Origin of the sequence: Paraburkholderia strydomiana (assembly GCF_046030495.1) — a bacterium.
Lineage (GTDB): Bacteria > Pseudomonadota > Gammaproteobacteria > Burkholderiales > Burkholderiaceae > Paraburkholderia > Paraburkholderia strydomiana_A.
Genome location: NZ_JAQQCJ010000024.1, coordinates 85968 through 101731, shown reverse-complemented (window position 1 = coordinate 101731; position 15764 = coordinate 85968). Strand labels below are relative to the sequence as shown.

Annotated in this window: 13 protein-coding genes; 9 read left to right on the top strand and 4 right to left on the bottom strand. The window is 64.3% G+C overall.

Annotation, left to right across the window (positions count from 1 at the left end; genetic code table 11):
* Positions 1 to 20 precede the first annotated feature (20 nt).
* The 6 genes from hmuQ to PQQ53_RS26965 all read left to right on the top strand — a co-directional run bounded on the left by hmuQ (position 21) and on the right by PQQ53_RS26965 (position 7080).
* Entirely contained in the window at positions 21 to 335 is a 315-nt protein-coding gene (gene hmuQ, locus PQQ53_RS26990) for a heme-degrading protein HmuQ (RefSeq protein ID WP_121320886.1), read from the top strand.
* 416 nt (positions 336 to 751) lie between these two features.
* Positions 752 to 1297 (top strand): fimbrial protein, encoded by a 546-nt coding sequence (locus PQQ53_RS26985; RefSeq protein WP_408327408.1) that lies wholly within the window; start codon positions 752 to 754, stop codon positions 1295 to 1297.
* Between the two features lie 131 nt (positions 1298 to 1428).
* The gene (locus tag PQQ53_RS26980) at positions 1429 to 2163 is read left to right on the top strand and encodes a fimbria/pilus periplasmic chaperone (RefSeq protein WP_408327405.1); all 735 of its coding nucleotides are present in this window, start codon (positions 1429 to 1431) and stop codon (positions 2161 to 2163) included.
* A gap of 3 nt (positions 2164 to 2166) precedes the next feature.
* Positions 2167 to 4791, top strand: a complete 2625-nt coding sequence (locus PQQ53_RS26975) for a fimbria/pilus outer membrane usher protein (protein WP_408327403.1) — start codon at positions 2167 to 2169, stop codon at positions 4789 to 4791.
* Positions 4788 to 5849: a fimbrial protein gene (locus PQQ53_RS26970; RefSeq protein ID WP_408327401.1), complete on the top strand. Its 1062-nt coding sequence runs from the start codon at positions 4788 to 4790 to the stop codon at positions 5847 to 5849. Before PQQ53_RS26975 ends, PQQ53_RS26970 begins: the two co-directional genes overlap by 4 nt.
* A 223-nt stretch (positions 5850 to 6072) precedes the next feature.
* A complete protein-coding gene (locus PQQ53_RS26965; RefSeq protein ID WP_408149994.1) occupies positions 6073 to 7080 on the top strand; it encodes a zinc-dependent alcohol dehydrogenase family protein in 1008 nt (335 codons plus the stop codon).
* A 94-nt stretch (positions 7081 to 7174) separates the two neighbouring features.
* Here the strand turns inward: PQQ53_RS26965 and PQQ53_RS26960 are convergent, their stop codons facing one another.
* Positions 7175 to 7798, bottom strand: coding sequence for an ABC transporter ATP-binding protein (locus PQQ53_RS26960; protein ID WP_408149996.1), 624 nt, complete (start codon positions 7796 to 7798; stop codon positions 7175 to 7177).
* A 365-nt stretch (positions 7799 to 8163) separates the two neighbouring features.
* Between PQQ53_RS26960 and PQQ53_RS26955 the strand changes: the two genes are divergently transcribed.
* Positions 8164 to 9477, top strand: coding sequence for an MFS transporter (locus PQQ53_RS26955; protein ID WP_408327398.1), 1314 nt, complete (start codon positions 8164 to 8166; stop codon positions 9475 to 9477).
* Positions 9478 to 9480: 3 nt separating this feature from the next.
* Here the strand turns inward: PQQ53_RS26955 and PQQ53_RS26950 are convergent, their stop codons facing one another.
* On the bottom strand, positions 9481 to 10518 hold the full coding sequence (locus PQQ53_RS26950) for a helix-turn-helix domain-containing protein (protein ID WP_408327395.1): 1038 nt from the start codon (positions 10516 to 10518) through the stop codon (positions 9481 to 9483).
* Positions 10519 to 10829: 311 nt separating this feature from the next.
* On the opposite strand from PQQ53_RS26950, the gene PQQ53_RS26945 reads away from it, so the two are divergent.
* Positions 10830 to 11114, top strand: a complete 285-nt coding sequence (locus PQQ53_RS26945; protein ID WP_408150002.1) for a hypothetical protein — start codon at positions 10830 to 10832, stop codon at positions 11112 to 11114.
* Between the two features lie 763 nt (positions 11115 to 11877).
* On the top strand, positions 11878 to 13782 hold the full coding sequence (locus tag PQQ53_RS26940) for an ATP-dependent metallopeptidase FtsH/Yme1/Tma family protein (protein WP_408150004.1): 1905 nt from the start codon (positions 11878 to 11880) through the stop codon (positions 13780 to 13782).
* A 123-nt stretch (positions 13783 to 13905) separates the two neighbouring features.
* Here the strand turns inward: PQQ53_RS26940 and PQQ53_RS26935 are convergent, their stop codons facing one another.
* Both PQQ53_RS26935 and PQQ53_RS26930 read right to left on the bottom strand, forming a co-directional pair.
* Positions 13906 to 14166 (bottom strand): hypothetical protein, encoded by a 261-nt coding sequence (locus tag PQQ53_RS26935; RefSeq protein ID WP_408327393.1) that lies wholly within the window; start codon positions 14164 to 14166, stop codon positions 13906 to 13908.
* 96 nt (positions 14167 to 14262) lie between these two features.
* Entirely contained in the window at positions 14263 to 15450 is a 1188-nt protein-coding gene (locus PQQ53_RS26930) for an acyltransferase family protein (RefSeq protein WP_408327390.1), read from the bottom strand.
* Between the last annotated feature and the right edge of the window lie 314 nt (positions 15451 to 15764).

The following is a 15764-nucleotide window of genomic DNA, read 5'->3' as shown; positions in this document are numbered from 1 at the left end:
ACTGCAAAGAGGCCGACAGCATGTATATCGCCATGAACCGCTTCAAAGTGACGCCTGGGTCCGAGGCCGCATTCGAACATCTGTGGACGTCTCGTGATACGCATCTGAAAGAGGTTCCGGGCTTCGTGGAGTTTCATCTGCTGAGGGGGCCGCAAAAGGAAGATCACGTCCTGTATTCCAGTCATACGATCTGGCGCGACCACGCGGCATTCGAAGCGTGGACGAAATCGGAAGCCTTCCGGGCCGCGCATCGGAGCGCGGGCAACGAGAATCGCGTGCTCTATCTCGGGCACCCGGAATTCGAGGGCTTCGAAGTTATCCAGACGGTGAAGTAGTCGCTTTGAGGCGGTGTCCCGCATTCCGCTTGCCATGGCTGGCGAGTGGCGGGGCGCCGGCTCGGTCCGGGTTCACACCAGCGCGTCATTTCACCCGGTACGGAGAACGTCTCCGCTGCCATCAAGCACGCCACACCCATCTCCACTTCGATCGGACGAACGCGAATAAAGCAGCGTTAGCGTCTTCAGCAAGATTTTGCCCGCTGCGCGTCCTCCTGAGCCGCACCGACGCCTCCATTCCCCAGTTTGACATTGTTTAAACCATTCGCCGCTTTGTCTGACATTGATTGACGGTCGGCTTTCAAGGCTATCTTGATAATGTGTCCCGGCGCGACGGTTCGGGCACAACGCCATCGCTGAACTCGCCATACCTACATTTTCCAATAGATCGCACTACTTATCGAATGGGGATAACCATGAAAATCACGCGCTCGGGCGTTCTCGCGACGGCCCTCGCTGCTGCATTCACCATGCCGGCCGTTTCGCACGCGGCGGACGGGACCATCACGTTCACCGGTCAGATCACGAGCCAGACCTGTACGATCAGCGGCAACGGCGGCGGCAAGAACTTCACCGTCACGCTGCCGACGGTCTCGACCTCGGCGCTCGCCACCGCAGGGACGACGGCAGGCCGTACACCTTTCAACATCGCGCTGTCGAACTGCACGCCGAATTCGGGCAACGTGTCGACCTATTTCGAACCGGGCGCGACCGTCGATACGACGACGGGTCAACTGGTCAACGCTTCCGGCACGGCGACCAATGTCGAAGTCGGCCTGCTCAACGGTGACAGCAGCGCGATCACGCTCGGTGCGGCACAGGCGTCGCAGAACTCGAAGGCTGTCGCGCTCGCGAGCGGTGCGGCCACGCTCAAGTACTTCGCACAGTACGTGGCGACCAACGGTGCCTCGACCGCGGGTACGGTCAATACCACCGTGATGTACTCGATCGTCTATCAGTAAGCGTCAAAGCGCTACGGGGTGCCGGCCGGCGCGCTGAGTAAGCGCCGGCCGGCGAGGAGATCAGAGCGAAATACGATTTCGCCATGTAATGAGGATTGCAAATGACAGTGCGAAAAAAAATATCAACGGCGATGACGGTTTTCGCATTGTCATGGTTGGCAGGCGGTGCGCAGGCGGGCGTCGTGATCAGCGGTACGCGAGTGATCTATCAGGCCAGCGAGCGGGAAGTCACCGTGAAGCTCGGCAACGAAGGCGATGCCCCGGCGCTGGTTCAGGTGTGGCTCGACACGGGCAATCCGAACGCGTTGCCGGACGAGTCGAAGGTGCCGTTCACGCTCTCGCCGCCGCTGTTTCGCCTCGATCCGAAGAAAGGGCAGAGCCTGCGGCTGATCTATACACAGGAGCCGCTGCCGCAAGACAAGGAGTCGCTGTTCTGGCTCAACGTGCTCGAAGTGCCGCCGCGCGCCGACGCCGCGACGGGCTCGAACGATCCGAACTCGCTGCAACTGGCGTTTCGCTCGCGTATCAAGCTGTTTTTCCGTCCGGCGGGTCTGCCGGGCAATGCGGACGATGCCGCCGCACAGGTGCGCTGGAAATTCGTGCGCAAGGAAAACGGCGGCTATGCGCTCGAGGCGAGCAATCCGACGCCGTATCACGTGACGTTCAGCAGGATCGTCGTGGCGGACGGCGCGACGAACTGGACTAGTGACAAGGGAGGCATGGTCGATCCGGGCGCGAGCGCCGACTTCGATATCGGCAACCTCGCGCCGCACGCCACCGTGCCCGCGCAGGTCGACTACACGTTCATCAACGACTACGGCGCCGGCGTCAACGGCAAACGTCTGCGCGATGGGACCAGCAAGTAAGCCATGCGAACCCGGGGACAATCTCGATGGCCGCGTGCCGGAACGTGGTTCACGCTCAGGCGCAGCCATGCCGTGGTGCTTGGCGCGCTCGCCGCATGGAGCGCCGTGCCGGCCTTCGCTGCTTCGGCCCAACTCGCCGACGTGCAGTTCAACAGCGACTTTCTGATGAAGCCGAAAGGGCGAAGCGTCGACGTGTCGCGTTTCGAGCGCGGCAATCCGGTGCAGCCCGGCGAATACACGGTGGACCTCTACGTGAACGGCAACTGGGTCGGCCATGACGCATTGCGCTTCGTGGTCCGCGAAGGTGCGGCCAACGCCGAGCCGTGTCTGGACAAGACGCTGATCGAACGCCTCGGCCTCGACTACACGACGCTGTCGGACAAAGGGCGCGGTGAACTCGCGAAGGCTCAGGCGGGCGAGTGCGCGAGCCTTGCCGACTTGCTCGACGGTGCGTCACAAACGTTCGATCTGTCCGATCTGCGGCTCGATCTGAGCATTGCGCAGGCCTCGTTGCTGCGCAATCCGCAAGGCTATGTGAGCCCGGAGTTCTGGGACGAAGGCGTGAATTCGGCTACGCTCGGCTACAACCTGAATTCGTTTCACGTGAGCGGTGCGGGGGCATCGGGCACGCAGACGTATCTTGGTCTGAACGGCGGCGTCAACATCGGCAGTTGGCACTTCCGGCAGAACTCCGCGCTGACGTGGCAATCGAACGGCCCGCGCACGTATCAGAACATCGCCTCTTATCTGCAGCACGATCTGCCGTCGCTGCGCAGCCAGTTGACGCTGGGTGACGCCTTCACGGACGGCGCGGTGTTCGACAGCATCGGTATTCGCGGCGTCGAACTCGCGAGCGACGACCGCATGCTGCCCGATTCGCTGCGCGGCTATGCACCGCTGATTCGCGGCGTCGCGATGACCAACGCCCGCGTGAGCGTGACGCAGAACGGCAACCGGCTGTACGAGACCACGGTCGCGCCGGGCGCGTTCGAAATCAACGACCTGTACGCCACCGGATACGGCGGCAACCTGCTCGTCACGGTGACGGAAGCGGACGGCAGTCAGCACAGTTTCTCGGTGCCGTATGCATCGGTCGCGCAATTGCTGCGGCCCGGCATCACGCGTTTCAATGTGGCGGCCGGCCAGTTGCGCGACGCTCAGGTGAGCGAGCGCGACAATCTCGTGCAGGCGACTGTGCAGCGCGGCTTCAACAACGTGATAACCGGCTATGCGGGGACCATCGTTGCGCAAGGCTATCTGGCCGGCCTGCTCGGCGCGGCGGTCAATACGCCGTTGGGTGCGGTTGCGCTCGACGTGACCGAGGCGCGCGCGAGCATTCGCGGCGTGACCAACACCACCGGCCAGAGCGTGCGCATCAGCTACAGCAAACTGCTGCCCGCTACCGACACGAATTTCACGGTCGCGGCGTATCGCTATTCGTCGAGCGGATTCTGGGCGTTGCGCGATGCCATGCTCGCGCGCAGCGTGGTCGCGGCGGGACAGGACCCGAGCGCGGTCGACCGTCAGCGCAATCAGGTTCAACTGACGATGAACCAGAGCTTCGGCAACGGCTGGGGCAATGCCTACGTGGTTGGCTCGACGTTGGATTACTGGAATCGCGGCCGCACCACCACGCAGTTTCAGATCGGCTACAACAACGTGCTGCGTGCGCTCGACACCAGCTTCAGCTACAACGTATCGCTGTCCAGACAGCGCGACGCCCTGAGCGGACAGATGAACAACCAGTTCTTCGCGAGCGTGTCGATTCCGCTCGGCACGGGCCAGCACGCGCCGACCCTGTCGACGAGCTTCACGCACAACAGCGCGAGCGGCTCGTCCGCGCAGGCGATGCTGAACGGCGCGGCCGGTGTGGACAACGAATTCACCTATGGCGTCACGGCGAATCACGCGCCGGGTTCGAGCGCGGGCGGCGTGAATGGCCAGTACCGCAGCCCGTACGCGACGCTCGCCGCGAGCGCGAGCGGCGGCTCGGGCTTCTCGCAGATGTCCGCGGGCGTGAGCGGCGCGATCGTCGCACATCCAGGCGGCGTGACGTTTGCCAACGATCTCGGCGACACGATCGGCGTGGTCGACGCGCAAGACGCGAAGGGTGCGCGCATCACGAATTCATCGGGCGTACGCGTGGACCGCTTCGGCTATGCGGTGATTCCGTATCTGACGCCATACAGCCTGAATACGGTCGAAATCGATCCAAAGGGTATTCCACTCGACGTCGAATTCAAATCGACCAGCCAGCAGGTCGCGCCGCGTGCGAATTCGGTGGTGATGATTCACTTCGGCACCGTGAGCGGCAGGGCGGCGGTGATCGGCGCGCGCCTGCCGAATGGTGCGCCGTTACCGTTCGGCGCGAGCGTATACGACGCGAAGGGCGCGAGCGTCGGCGCGATCGGGCAGAACAGCCGGATCTTCGTGCGCGGCGTGGCGGACGAGGGCGCGCTCACGGTGAAGTGGGGCGACGCCGCCGACGAGCAGTGCGCATTCGGCTACCAGCTGCCGCCGAAGGGCGAAGACCGCGGTGCGTATGCGCATATCGACGCGGTGTGCGGCTCGACGAGTGAAGTGGCGAAACAGGCAGCGGCTTCGTCCGCAGAGGGAGCAACGCAATGAGCGGAGTTTTGTCACGCAGGCTTGCGTCGCGCGGGCGCGGCGTGATCGTCAAATCATTGGGCATCCTGACGATGTGGGTGGCGGGATGCGCCGCGCTGCTGATCAGCTTGCCGGCGCAGGCGGCGCTGCAATGCACGATCAGCGGTTCCGCGGCGATCAGCTTCGGCACGCTGACGGTGCCGCGCGATACGCCGGTGGGCACGGCGATCGGGCCGCTGCGCTCGTCGACGGTATCGGTGAACTGTCCGTCGAATCCCGGCACGGTGCCGCCGTACAACAACGGCTGGTACATCCAGTATTACCCGCAACTGAGCGTCAGCGCGGTGGCCGGCGTGTGGAATACCGGCATCGCGGGAATCGGCATTCGCGTAATCGACGTGACCTATGGCAACAAGACGATGTCGACGCTTAACGTCGGCAAGTGGGACGATTTCGGCGCGCCGATCACCAATACGGCCGCGTTTCAGGGCAGCTTTACGTTCACCTATCAACTGGTCAAAACCGCCGCGCAGGTGACGACGGGCGGCGCGATCAACATCCCGCAACTGTTCACGCTGGTTAGCCACAATGTCCCGGCGAACGTCACGTCACCGACGCTGGTGACGATCTCGGTGAACAACACATCGATCGTCGCGATAACCTGCACGGTGACTACACCGTCGATCAGCGTCACGCTGCCGGCCGTCAACGCGAGCGCGTTGAGCCCGACCGGCACGACAGTGGGTAACACTAGTCTCAGCATCGGTTTGTCATGCCAGGCCGGCGCGAATGTCTACGTCACGTTGACCGACGCGACCAATCCCGGCAACACCACCAGCAATCTCACGCTCGCGAGCGGCTCGACCGCGACCGGCGTGAAGCTGCGCGTGTTGAACAGCGGCGGCTCGCCGGTGAGCTACGGGCCCGACTCGGCGGTTGCGGGCAATCCGAACCAGTGGCTGGTCGGGGCGTCGTCGAGCACGACGCGCATTGCGCTGACCGCGCAATACATCTCGACGGGCACAGTGGGCGCGGGCACGGTCAAGGGAATCGCGACGTTCACGATGAGCTATCAGTGAACGCGTTGAGTACGGCGGCCTATGCGCGTGTGCCGACGCGCAAATCGCGCATGCGGTATTCTTTTGCGACTCGAACGGCGGGTGGGTGCTCGTTGCGTGGCAAGCATCGAGCGATGCGGGCCACGCTACCGAAGCGTGCTTGCAAAGCGCGTGCGTAATGTGAGTCGCGCACGTCGCTCACCAGGCCCACGAAGCCGACAAAGCTCACGAAAGGAAAACAGACATGAAAGCCGTCAAGATCGGTTCGCCCGCCACCGTGGCGAATCTCCAGGTGGTCGATCTGCCCGATCCCGGTCAACCCGCGGCGGGCCAGATTCGCGTGCGCATTCACGCGAATTCGTTGAACTTCCACGACTTTGGCGTGGTGAACGGCAACCTGCCTGCCGAAGCTGGCCGCATTCCGATGGCGGACGGCGCGGGCGTCGTTGAAGCAGTCGGCGAGGGCGTCAGCGGATTCAAGGCGGGCGATCACGTCGTGTCGTGCTTCTTCCCGTTCTGGGAAAACGGCCCGCCGGCGATCGCCGATTTCTCGACTACGCCCGGCGACGGCGTCGATGGCTACGCACGCGAAGCCGTCGTGCTGCCGAGCCACTACTTCACGCACGCGCCGCGCGGCTACAGTCACGCCGAAGCCGCCACGCTGACCACGGCCGGGCTGACCGCGTGGCGCGCGCTCGTCGTCGACGGTCAGTTGAAGGCGGGCAGCACGGTGCTCGTGCTCGGCACGGGCGGCGTGTCGATCTTCGGCTTGCAGATCGCCAAGGCGATGGGCGCGTCGGTGATCGCGACGTCGTCATCGGAGACGAAGCTTGCGAAGCTGCGCGAGCTCGGGGCGGACCATACGATCAACTATCGCGACAACCCCGAGTGGGGCAAGCAGGTTCGTCAGCTGACGGGCGGGCGCGGTGTCGATCACGTGATCGAAGTGGGCGGTCCGGGCACCTTGCCGCAATCGATCACCGCTTGCCGGATCGGCGGCCATATTGCGCTGATCGGTGTGTTGACCGGCCGCGCGGGCCCGGTGCCGACGGCGGCGCTGATGGCGAGGCAGCAGCGCTTGCAGGGGCTGATCGTCGGCAGCCGCCAGGATCAGCTCGACATGATCCGCGCGCTGGAGGTGACAGGCATCAAGCCGGTGATCGACAGCACGTTCGCGCTGGAGAAGCTCGGTGACGCCTTCAGGCACGAGGAATCGGGCGCTCACTTCGGGAAGATCTGCGTGGCGGTGTGAGCTGTTCACTTGGCAGACGGGCGTGGCGCCAAGGTTCGCGCTGCCACGCCCGTTGCTGCCGCCATGGGCGTGAGAGGCGACGCGTGATGCTCCGCTAGCCACGCCTTGCTAGTTCGGCGAAGCTGATGCTGGCCGCCTCGCACGCTTGAGTAAAAGCCGCGTCGTAGCTCGTGAAAAACACGGTGCGGGTTCGGGCCAGCGTCTTGAACAGATCGGCGAGCACGGCGCGTGCGCTTGCATCGAGTCCGCCGACCGGCTCATCCGCAATCACCACACTGGTTTCGCCAAGCGCGGCTGCCGTCAGGAAGAATTTTTTGCGGCTGCCAAACGACATCTGCTCGAAGCGCTTGTCGAGATGCGGTGTGAGACCGAAGCGATCCGCCAGATCGAGCGTATCGCTCCCCACGGTCGTCTTTCTCTCCGACGCCACATGGTTCAGGTACTCGCGGCCGGTTCGGTCCGGCGAGGGCATGCAGTCTTCGGGCACATACGTGAGCACGGCTTGCGCGGCAAGCGGCGCACTGCGCAGCGAATGGCCGCCGAGCCACACTTCGCCGGCGTCGGCTGCGAGCGTGCCGGCGAGGATGCCGAGCAGGGTCGATTTGCCGCTGCCGGATTCATCGTTTAACGCGACGCATCCCGACGCGACGTCGTAATGCAGGTCTTCAAAGATGACGCGTTCGTTGTACCGCTTGCTGAGGTGGTCGAATCGAAGCATGAGTTGGAGCGTGGGTCGGCGCGACAAGGGCGCGTGGTTGGGCTGGGCGGTTGGCGTCGCGCCAGTGTAGCAGCGCCACGTGCGCCGGCGCGCCCAGTTCTCGCGCTTGAGTCCCGGCTTAGGATCGTGTTCTCATCCGGGATCGAAATCGAACGGAGCGTGCATCGTCATGGCGGGAAGTCTGGAGCGCGGCAAGCGCTCGTGAAGAAGACACCGCCGCGCGCTTATCAAGTTGTGTGGCGGCGCGCCGTTAATCATGGGAGACGATGGCAGACGACGGGAGACCGAACGCGAGACCCGTAACGAAAACCCCTTGGCCACGCCTTTCCCCCGAACCCCTTCGACGAACCCGCCGACCGCCACCCATGCACACCGCCGCCGGCACCCAGGCCCCGCCATCCCGCGCCGAACTCCGGCGCATCATTATCGCGATCGTGATCGGCAACGGCTTCGTTGCGTATGACTTCACCGTCTACAGCTTCTCGGCCGTGATCATCGGCAAGCTGTTTTTCCCGGCGAGCAATCCAGCGGCGTCGCTATTGCTGTCGCTCGCCACTTTCGGCGCGGGCTTCGTGATGCGCCCGCTCGGCGCGCTGATGATCGGCCACATCGCCGACAGCCGCGGCCGCAAGGCCGGTCTCACGGTATCGCTCGCACTGATGACGCTCGGCACGTGGCTGATCGCGTGCTTGCCGGGCTACGCGTCGATCGGTCCGGCGGCGGCCGTGCTGATGGTGCTCGCGCGGTTGATGCAGGGACTCGCGGCGGGCGGTGAGATCGGCCCCGCATCCGCCTCGCTGATGGAGTCCGCGGGTGACCGGCAGCGCTGCTTCATGGTGAGCTGGCGCGGCGCGAGCCAGGGCGCAGCCGCTTTCGCCGCCGCGCTGGTCGGCGCGAGCACCACGGCGTTGCTGTCGCCCGCCGCGATGCTCGAATGGGGGTGGCGCGTCCCGTTCGTGCTGGGCGGCCTGATCGGCCCGGTCGGCTGGTATCTGCGCCGCCGCATGCCGGCGGCCGCGCCGCGCCAGCGCGTGCGGCTCGACCCGCGGCGGCTGTTCGCGGAGCACCCGCGAGCACTCGTCTGCGGCATGCTGATGATGGCCGCGCCGTCGGTGAGCATCTACATCACTGTGTTCTACATGCCGGCCTACCTCGTTCGGACGCTGCATCGGCCGCCGGCGATCAGTCTGCTGACGGCCTGCCTCTCGGGCCTCGTCATTCTCGTGGTGACGCCACTGGTCGCGCGCGCGGCCGACCGGTTCGCGAGCCGCAAGACCTTGCAGTACGCGTTGCTATGGGCGTCGCTGCTGGTGGCCTGGCTGGCGTTCCGCGCACTGACCCACGGCGCGGGCGACCTCGCCGCGCTCGTCATCATCACCGCGTACGTGGCGCTGGCCGTCAACAACGCCGGCGCCGGTTCGGTACTGATGATGGAGGCGTTTCCGGCGCACCGGCGCGCGGCCGGGCTGTCGGTGATCTACAGCGTCGGCGTGGTGCTGTTCGGCGGCTTTTCGCCGTTTCTCGTCACCTGGCTGATCGAGCGCACGGGCGATCCGATGATTCCGGCCTGGTATCTGATGGGCGCGACCGTGCTGACGCTGATCGCGCTGAAATCGTTTCCGGAGCAGGCGGCGCCCCTTGCGTGCGCCGACAGCCGCGTGGCCCGGCCACTTGCCTGAGCGCTACGCCAGCTGGCGACGCTGCAAGTCCAGCGCGCGAAGGCGCATGTCCTGTGGGCTCATGTCGAAGGCGCGGCGAAACGCGCGGGTGAAATTGGACGCGCTGTTGAAGCCCAGTCCGTAGGCAATTTCCACGACGTGCCGGTGCGGAAACCGGACCAGTTCGTCCGCCGCTTCCCGCAACCGGCGATGGCGAATATAGGCGGCGAGACCGCCTTCGTGCTCGAACCAGCGATAGATCGTTGCGCGTTTCAGTTGCAGCGCCTCGACCACGCTGGTCGGCGTGAGGTCGGGCTGGTGCAGGTTGGCTTCGACGTGGCGGCGCACCCGTCCCATCAACGCGGCCTGCAGCGCGGCGCGGTCCGTGCCGCTCAGATGCGCCGCCTTGCGAAACGCCGCGACCAGCAACTGCGCGCCGGCGTGCAGCGCCTCGATGGCGGCGGCCGGATCGAGAGTGGGGATTTCGCGGGCGACCGCCGCGAGATGGTCGAGCACGACGCCCGCCAGCGGCGACTCCTTCTGGACGATGCGGCCGTGAATCCCGGCGCCGTCGCGCAAGCCCTCGTCGACCAGAGCGGCGGGCACGAACAGGCTCAGGAGGCGGCTCTCGGGGCGTTCGGCGCGAAACGGCTGGTTCAGGTCGAACGCGACGATGCCCTGCACCGAGCCCAGATCGCTGCGCTTCTTGCGCATGCCCGTCACGTGGCCGACTTCTCCTTCGAGAAAGAGCTGAAATACGTAATCGCGCCGCGTGTCGGTGGACACGCGCGCCACCGAACGTTCCAGCAGCATCGAATCGGTGCGGCAGTCCGTCAGCACCATCCCGCCGACCGCATAGAGGTCGATTTCACCGCGAAAACCCCGCGCGAGCTGCTCCTTCGACGGCGGCGCGTCGACCACGTGCCCCACGCGCTGACGCCAGGCGAGGAATTGCTCGTCGGGCGCGAGTCCGCGCGTGCTGAAACGGCTCGTCGAAATGATCGAGCGCGAATCGGCGGCGGCAGCCGCGGCCAGGTGGGACGGCAGTGAACGCTGGTTCATGAATCGGTTGGGGCGCCCAGGTAACGGCGGTTGACAGCGGTTCCGGCGACGGGACGGCGGCAAGTGCCGGTCAACGAATTTTTCTCGCGCCGCGCGTCCAATATTGAGACAGATGGTAAAGCCTAACAAAAAAGCTGCGATATCGTCGCACGATTAGATTGCAGGTCGGTTTCGCCGACGGCGCCGCAGATTGGCTGGCTGACGCCCCGCACCGGAATCGCAACTGCGCAAGACAAGCCGACCCGCCGGGTACGGCGCAATGGGCGGCGAGGTCCACGCTTTGCCAGCAGGCAAGACACGGGGTATGAACGATGAGCGGCACGATCAAGCAACCGACCGCGCAACGCGGCGGGCGGCGTCCGGCCAATCTGGTGGACAGCCAGTTGGAACATCTTGAGAACATGGTCGAGTACGTCACGCGCGCGGGCACGGCGCACTTGCAGCACGGGTTCGACCATGGGTATTGGGAAAAGCGCGTCCGGCTACTGGAAGAGACGCACGAACTGATTGCGAGCCAGCGACAACGGAGCGCCAGGCTGCTGGAAAGGCTGGCGAGCGAAGCGCGAATCGGGTTGAAGCGGCGCACGGCCGCCTGAGCCGCTTAGTGGCTGGTTAGCGGATGGGAGTGCGAGGGCCGGGGTAGCAAAGCAGAGGAGAACGCTATCGACGCGGGCCAGCGTCGATCATAAAAACCGTAGGACCTGAGAGAAAGTGGCAATGATGCGAACGGGCCCACAGAGGCTCGTCGCTCATCTGCCTTGGCCTGAAAGACGACTGGCCGCGTGAATCCATGCGGTTTCGCCGGCTGGCCTTGATCGCAGGCGTGCCGGTCACGTCAATAACCTTACCATCCGTTGTTCGCCCGCCTGAGGGCACGCCGCGCCGCGTGAGTATCGTCCGCAACAGGCCGACATCCTGCCGTAGAGGAAACAGGTCATCATGGCCTGCCGGTTATTTTAACGGGCATTTAAATAAATTGAGACTGAAGTAATTCTGACCGCTTTAATTGGGGTGCGGTTAAATATAGCTAATCAAACTACGCAGCTAATTTAACGCTGATAAACTGTGCGCCGGAGCAGTGCGGTAATGCCTCTCAAATCTTCACCCCGCTTCGTTGATTCCGGCAGCGTAAAACGCCGGATTGACGGCAGAAACAGGCCTTTTCCGTGATTTGGAAGACGCATTCACACGACATACTGTCGCTAGTGAATGCGGCAAAAAGGGACGCATGCCTGGTTGTCCTTTCTTCCACGCACGCGCGGTGCTTATCGCTTCAGCCGATTTTCCCCGCCACTCTCCACCTCCCTGATTTTGACAAGTATTGGGGCTTGCCTTTGAGCCCGTTTTTGGAAGTGACTTATGAAGCCGGGAAACAATTCGCTTGGGAAACGACGTACACGCAAGGTCGCCGTCGCGGTGATGGCGGTGCTAATCGCGGCATTGCTCGCGCTGGGCTTCTGGCATTCCCGGCAGCGCGCGGCGCAGGCGGCGCCGGCGCTGACCGGCGTGGCGAGCCAGATGCGTCACGACCCGTCCGCATGGACGCACGAAGAGAAAGACGCGTCGGAGATGCTGCGCGATATTCACGACGCCAGGGTGACCGCGATCGGCGTGAGCCCCAGCGCGATCCTCGTGTCGACCCGTGACGGGGCGAAGTATTTCGTCACCGACCACAACGCGACGTTCTCGCACGCGTTGCTGCTCGGCGAACCCAAATCCGGCGAGGCTACGCCGTATCAACTCGTGTGGCTGCCCGATGCGGACATCCGCACCGACGGCGCGCGCCTGACCCAGGCGTTGGACCATGTGCGCGACGCCATCAGCGTGCTGTTGCCGCTGCTGCTGATCGGCGGGATGGTGTGGTTCATGCGGCGCGAAATGAAGGGCGGCGCGAGGCTGCTCAGCGAAACGCCGGCGCTGCGTTTCGACGATGTAATCGGCGCGGGTGAAGCGAAAGCCGCGCTCGCCGACATTCGCGGCTATCTCTCCGATCCGAAGCAGTTCACGTCGATGGGCGTGCGTGCGCCGTGCGGCATTCTGATGGTAGGCGGCCCGGGCGTCGGCAAGACGCGGCTCGCGCAGGCGCTGGCCGGCGAGTGCGGCGCGAGCTTCATTTCGATTACCGGCAGCTACTTCAGCGCGAAGTACTACGGCGTCGGCATCCAGAAGGTCAAACATCTGTTCGAACTGGCGCGCAAGAATGCGCCGACGGTGATCTTCATCGACGAGGCCGACGGTCTCGCGAAACGTACCGACACCGGCGGCGGCCCCGTCGAAGCCGAGAGCAACCGGATCATCAATCAGTTGCTGGCGGAAATGGACGGCTTCGCGTCGAACGAAGGGGTCATCATCGTCGCCGCGACCAACCATCCCGACAATCTCGACGAGGCGTTGCGCCGGCCGGGCCGGTTCGATCGGACCGTGCAGGTGCGTTTGCCCGACCGCGAAGACCGCGCGAAGATTTTCCGCTTCTACGCGGAGAAGCTGAAGTCGAAGGCGGCGGATATCGACTACGACCAACTCGCGCGGCTAACCACGGGCCTGTCGCCGGCCACGGTCGCGATGGTGGTGAACCAGGCCGGGCTCGTCGCGCGCAAAGCCGGCGACACGGAAATCGCCGCGAAGCATTTCATGGAAGCGATCAAGATTGCGCGCATCGGCGACGTGAGCGGCGCCGAGCGCGCGCTCAGCGAAGACGAACGCACGCGCATCGCGGTGCATGAAGCGGGACATGGACTGGTTGCCGCCCTGCTGGACACCGGCGTGCTGGAAGAGGTGACGATTTTGCCGCGCGGCGGCGCGTTGGGCGTCGCGCTCATCACCAAGGCGCAGGACAAGCATCTGTACCGTGAGACCGAAATCCGCAACGAGATCCAGGTGTTGCTCGGCGGGCGCAACGCGGAAATTCTGACGTTTTCCGAAGCATCGAGCGGCGCCGCATCGGATTTGCAGGAGGCGTCGCGGATCAGTCTCGACATGGTGTCGAAGTTCGGCTTCAACAGCGACGGCGATCTGTTCAGCCTCGCGGCGCTGCCGTCGCAGTACGCGGGCTTGCAGATGAAGAGCGCGATCGAGCATGCGAACGTGCTGCTCAAGGAATTGAACGAGCTTTGCTACAAGCTGCTGCATGCGTATGAACCGGTGCTGCGCGCAATCGCCGACGAACTGCTGGAGCATGAAACCGTTCCTGGTGAAACAGTCTATCGGTTGATCAAGGAACACAAGAGTACGCTCACGATCGTGCACGAACCGGCTGCGGCCTGAGCGTAAGAGCGGCCTGCCGAACGCGGCTTCAATCTCAACGCGCACGGAAGCGCGGACCCTTTACGGCCGCGCGCTCGCCGCCTCGGACTTGCTCTTTCCCGAGCGTTGCCGCTCGCTATGCGGCTATGCGAAGTCGGACGGTCCGGGGTCAGGCACACCCGGCGGCGTGTCGGTATTGCCTGACGGGGTGCCGTCGCCTTCATCTTTCTCCGGCACGGGGTCCTCGCCTTTGTGCGGCAACGGCTGATCGAGGCCGGGTTCGACCGGTGTCGGAATCGCATCTCCAATCGGTTTGGACACTTCGGTGGGCGGGCTGCCCGGGTCTTCGTCGGCCCGCCGCTCATGCTCGTCATGCTCGTTCGGGACATTTGCGGTGTTTGCCACGACGTTCTCCGGTTGATGAGGTTCAACGGTACGCCGCAAGCCGCGTTCCACGCCCCCTTTGAGGTCTCGATATAGCGCTCGACGCAGCGCGAGCGCTCACGCAGCATCGGAGGTGGTGCTGTCTTCGCGCAGCGCGCGTCCATTGCGCAGCTTCAACGCAGATGGCGTTTGCGCCGCAACCGGGCGCGCCGCGTGCGCAGCAGACTTGCGCCGCGTCTTCAACCGGAGAATCGGCTCCTCGATCAGCCGCCAGGAGAGCACCGCTATCGCCAGCGAGATCGCAAACGACGCGGCAATGCCCGCCGCGTGCGCCCACATCGGCACCGTGCCGCCGAAAAACGCCGCAGCGTGATGGTTGCGGGTCAGATCGGGAATCAGGTTGTGATAGAGGTAGAAGCCATAGCTGATGCGCCCGAAGCTCACCAGCCACCCCGCCTCGAGCATACCGATGACAACCGCATTGCGGCAGCACGCGATCGAGCCAACCAGCGCCGCGATGCATACGCCGTACACTGCGCTGATCACGGTGAACAGCATTGGATTGTCCAGTTCGCTCCACCTCGGCTCGGTCGCGCACAAGCCCACGAGAGCGAGACTCAAAGCGAACAGCGTCATACCGCGCCCGAGCCAGGCCCGCAGGGCGCTTTGCTCGCGGGCGATCATCAGACCGCCGATCCCGCCCAACGCCAGCAGCCAGAAGTTGGTCAACGGATGCGTGTAGATCGTGATCTCGTCCCAATGCGCGGAGCGCATCGCCAGCAGGGAAATCAGTCCGACCACGACGATCGTCCAGCACACCGCGCGATGCCGACGTGCGGCGACCAGCAGCAATAGCGGCGCCACCACGAGATAGAACTGCTCCTCGATCGCCAGACTCCACAGATGCGAGTAGCGCCCCGGCCAGTAACGCAGCACCGAACCGATCCAGAAGTTCGTCAGATACGCGAAATGAAACGGCATGCCGCTCGCGAGTTCGGGACTCGCGAGACCGAACGCCATCAGCACGCACATCACCACCAGCATCAGGTAGTAGATCGGAAAGATGCGCAGGGTCCGGCGAAACAGAAAGCGCCTGAGTTCGGCGCCGAACCGGCTGGCACCCGCTTCGATGCGCGCACGTTGCGAGGAAAGAATGCCGATGATCAGAAAGCCGCTCAGCGCGAAGAAGATCCATACACCGAGATGCCCGATCTCGCCGATGTCGCCAAACAGCCGGTGCTGAAAAAATACCATCAGCACTGCGATGGCGCGCAATCCGTCGAAGCCGGCGATTCTGTTGTTCATGTGGTTGTCTTCCAGAGCGAAGGCGTGCGCGGCGCGCAGCCGTTCAGGGCAGTAGTGGAAGGACCGGCGTGCCCAGCGATGGCGAAGCCTGGCCGCGGCGAAAAGATGGCGTCGTCATGACGCCTGGCGAGCCGACCGTTCGAGGTTCGGCTGGCAACGTGTCCGGTCCACATGAGTGGCCGCCGCCGGAAGAGGGCATCGCGCGACTGGCACGCGCGAGCTCCGGCGGGCAAGCGTGCAACCATCGTACGATGAAAAAAAGCGAAAAAAATCGCAGCGCGCGTTCGGTGATTTTTTTTCCGCAGTCATGACCG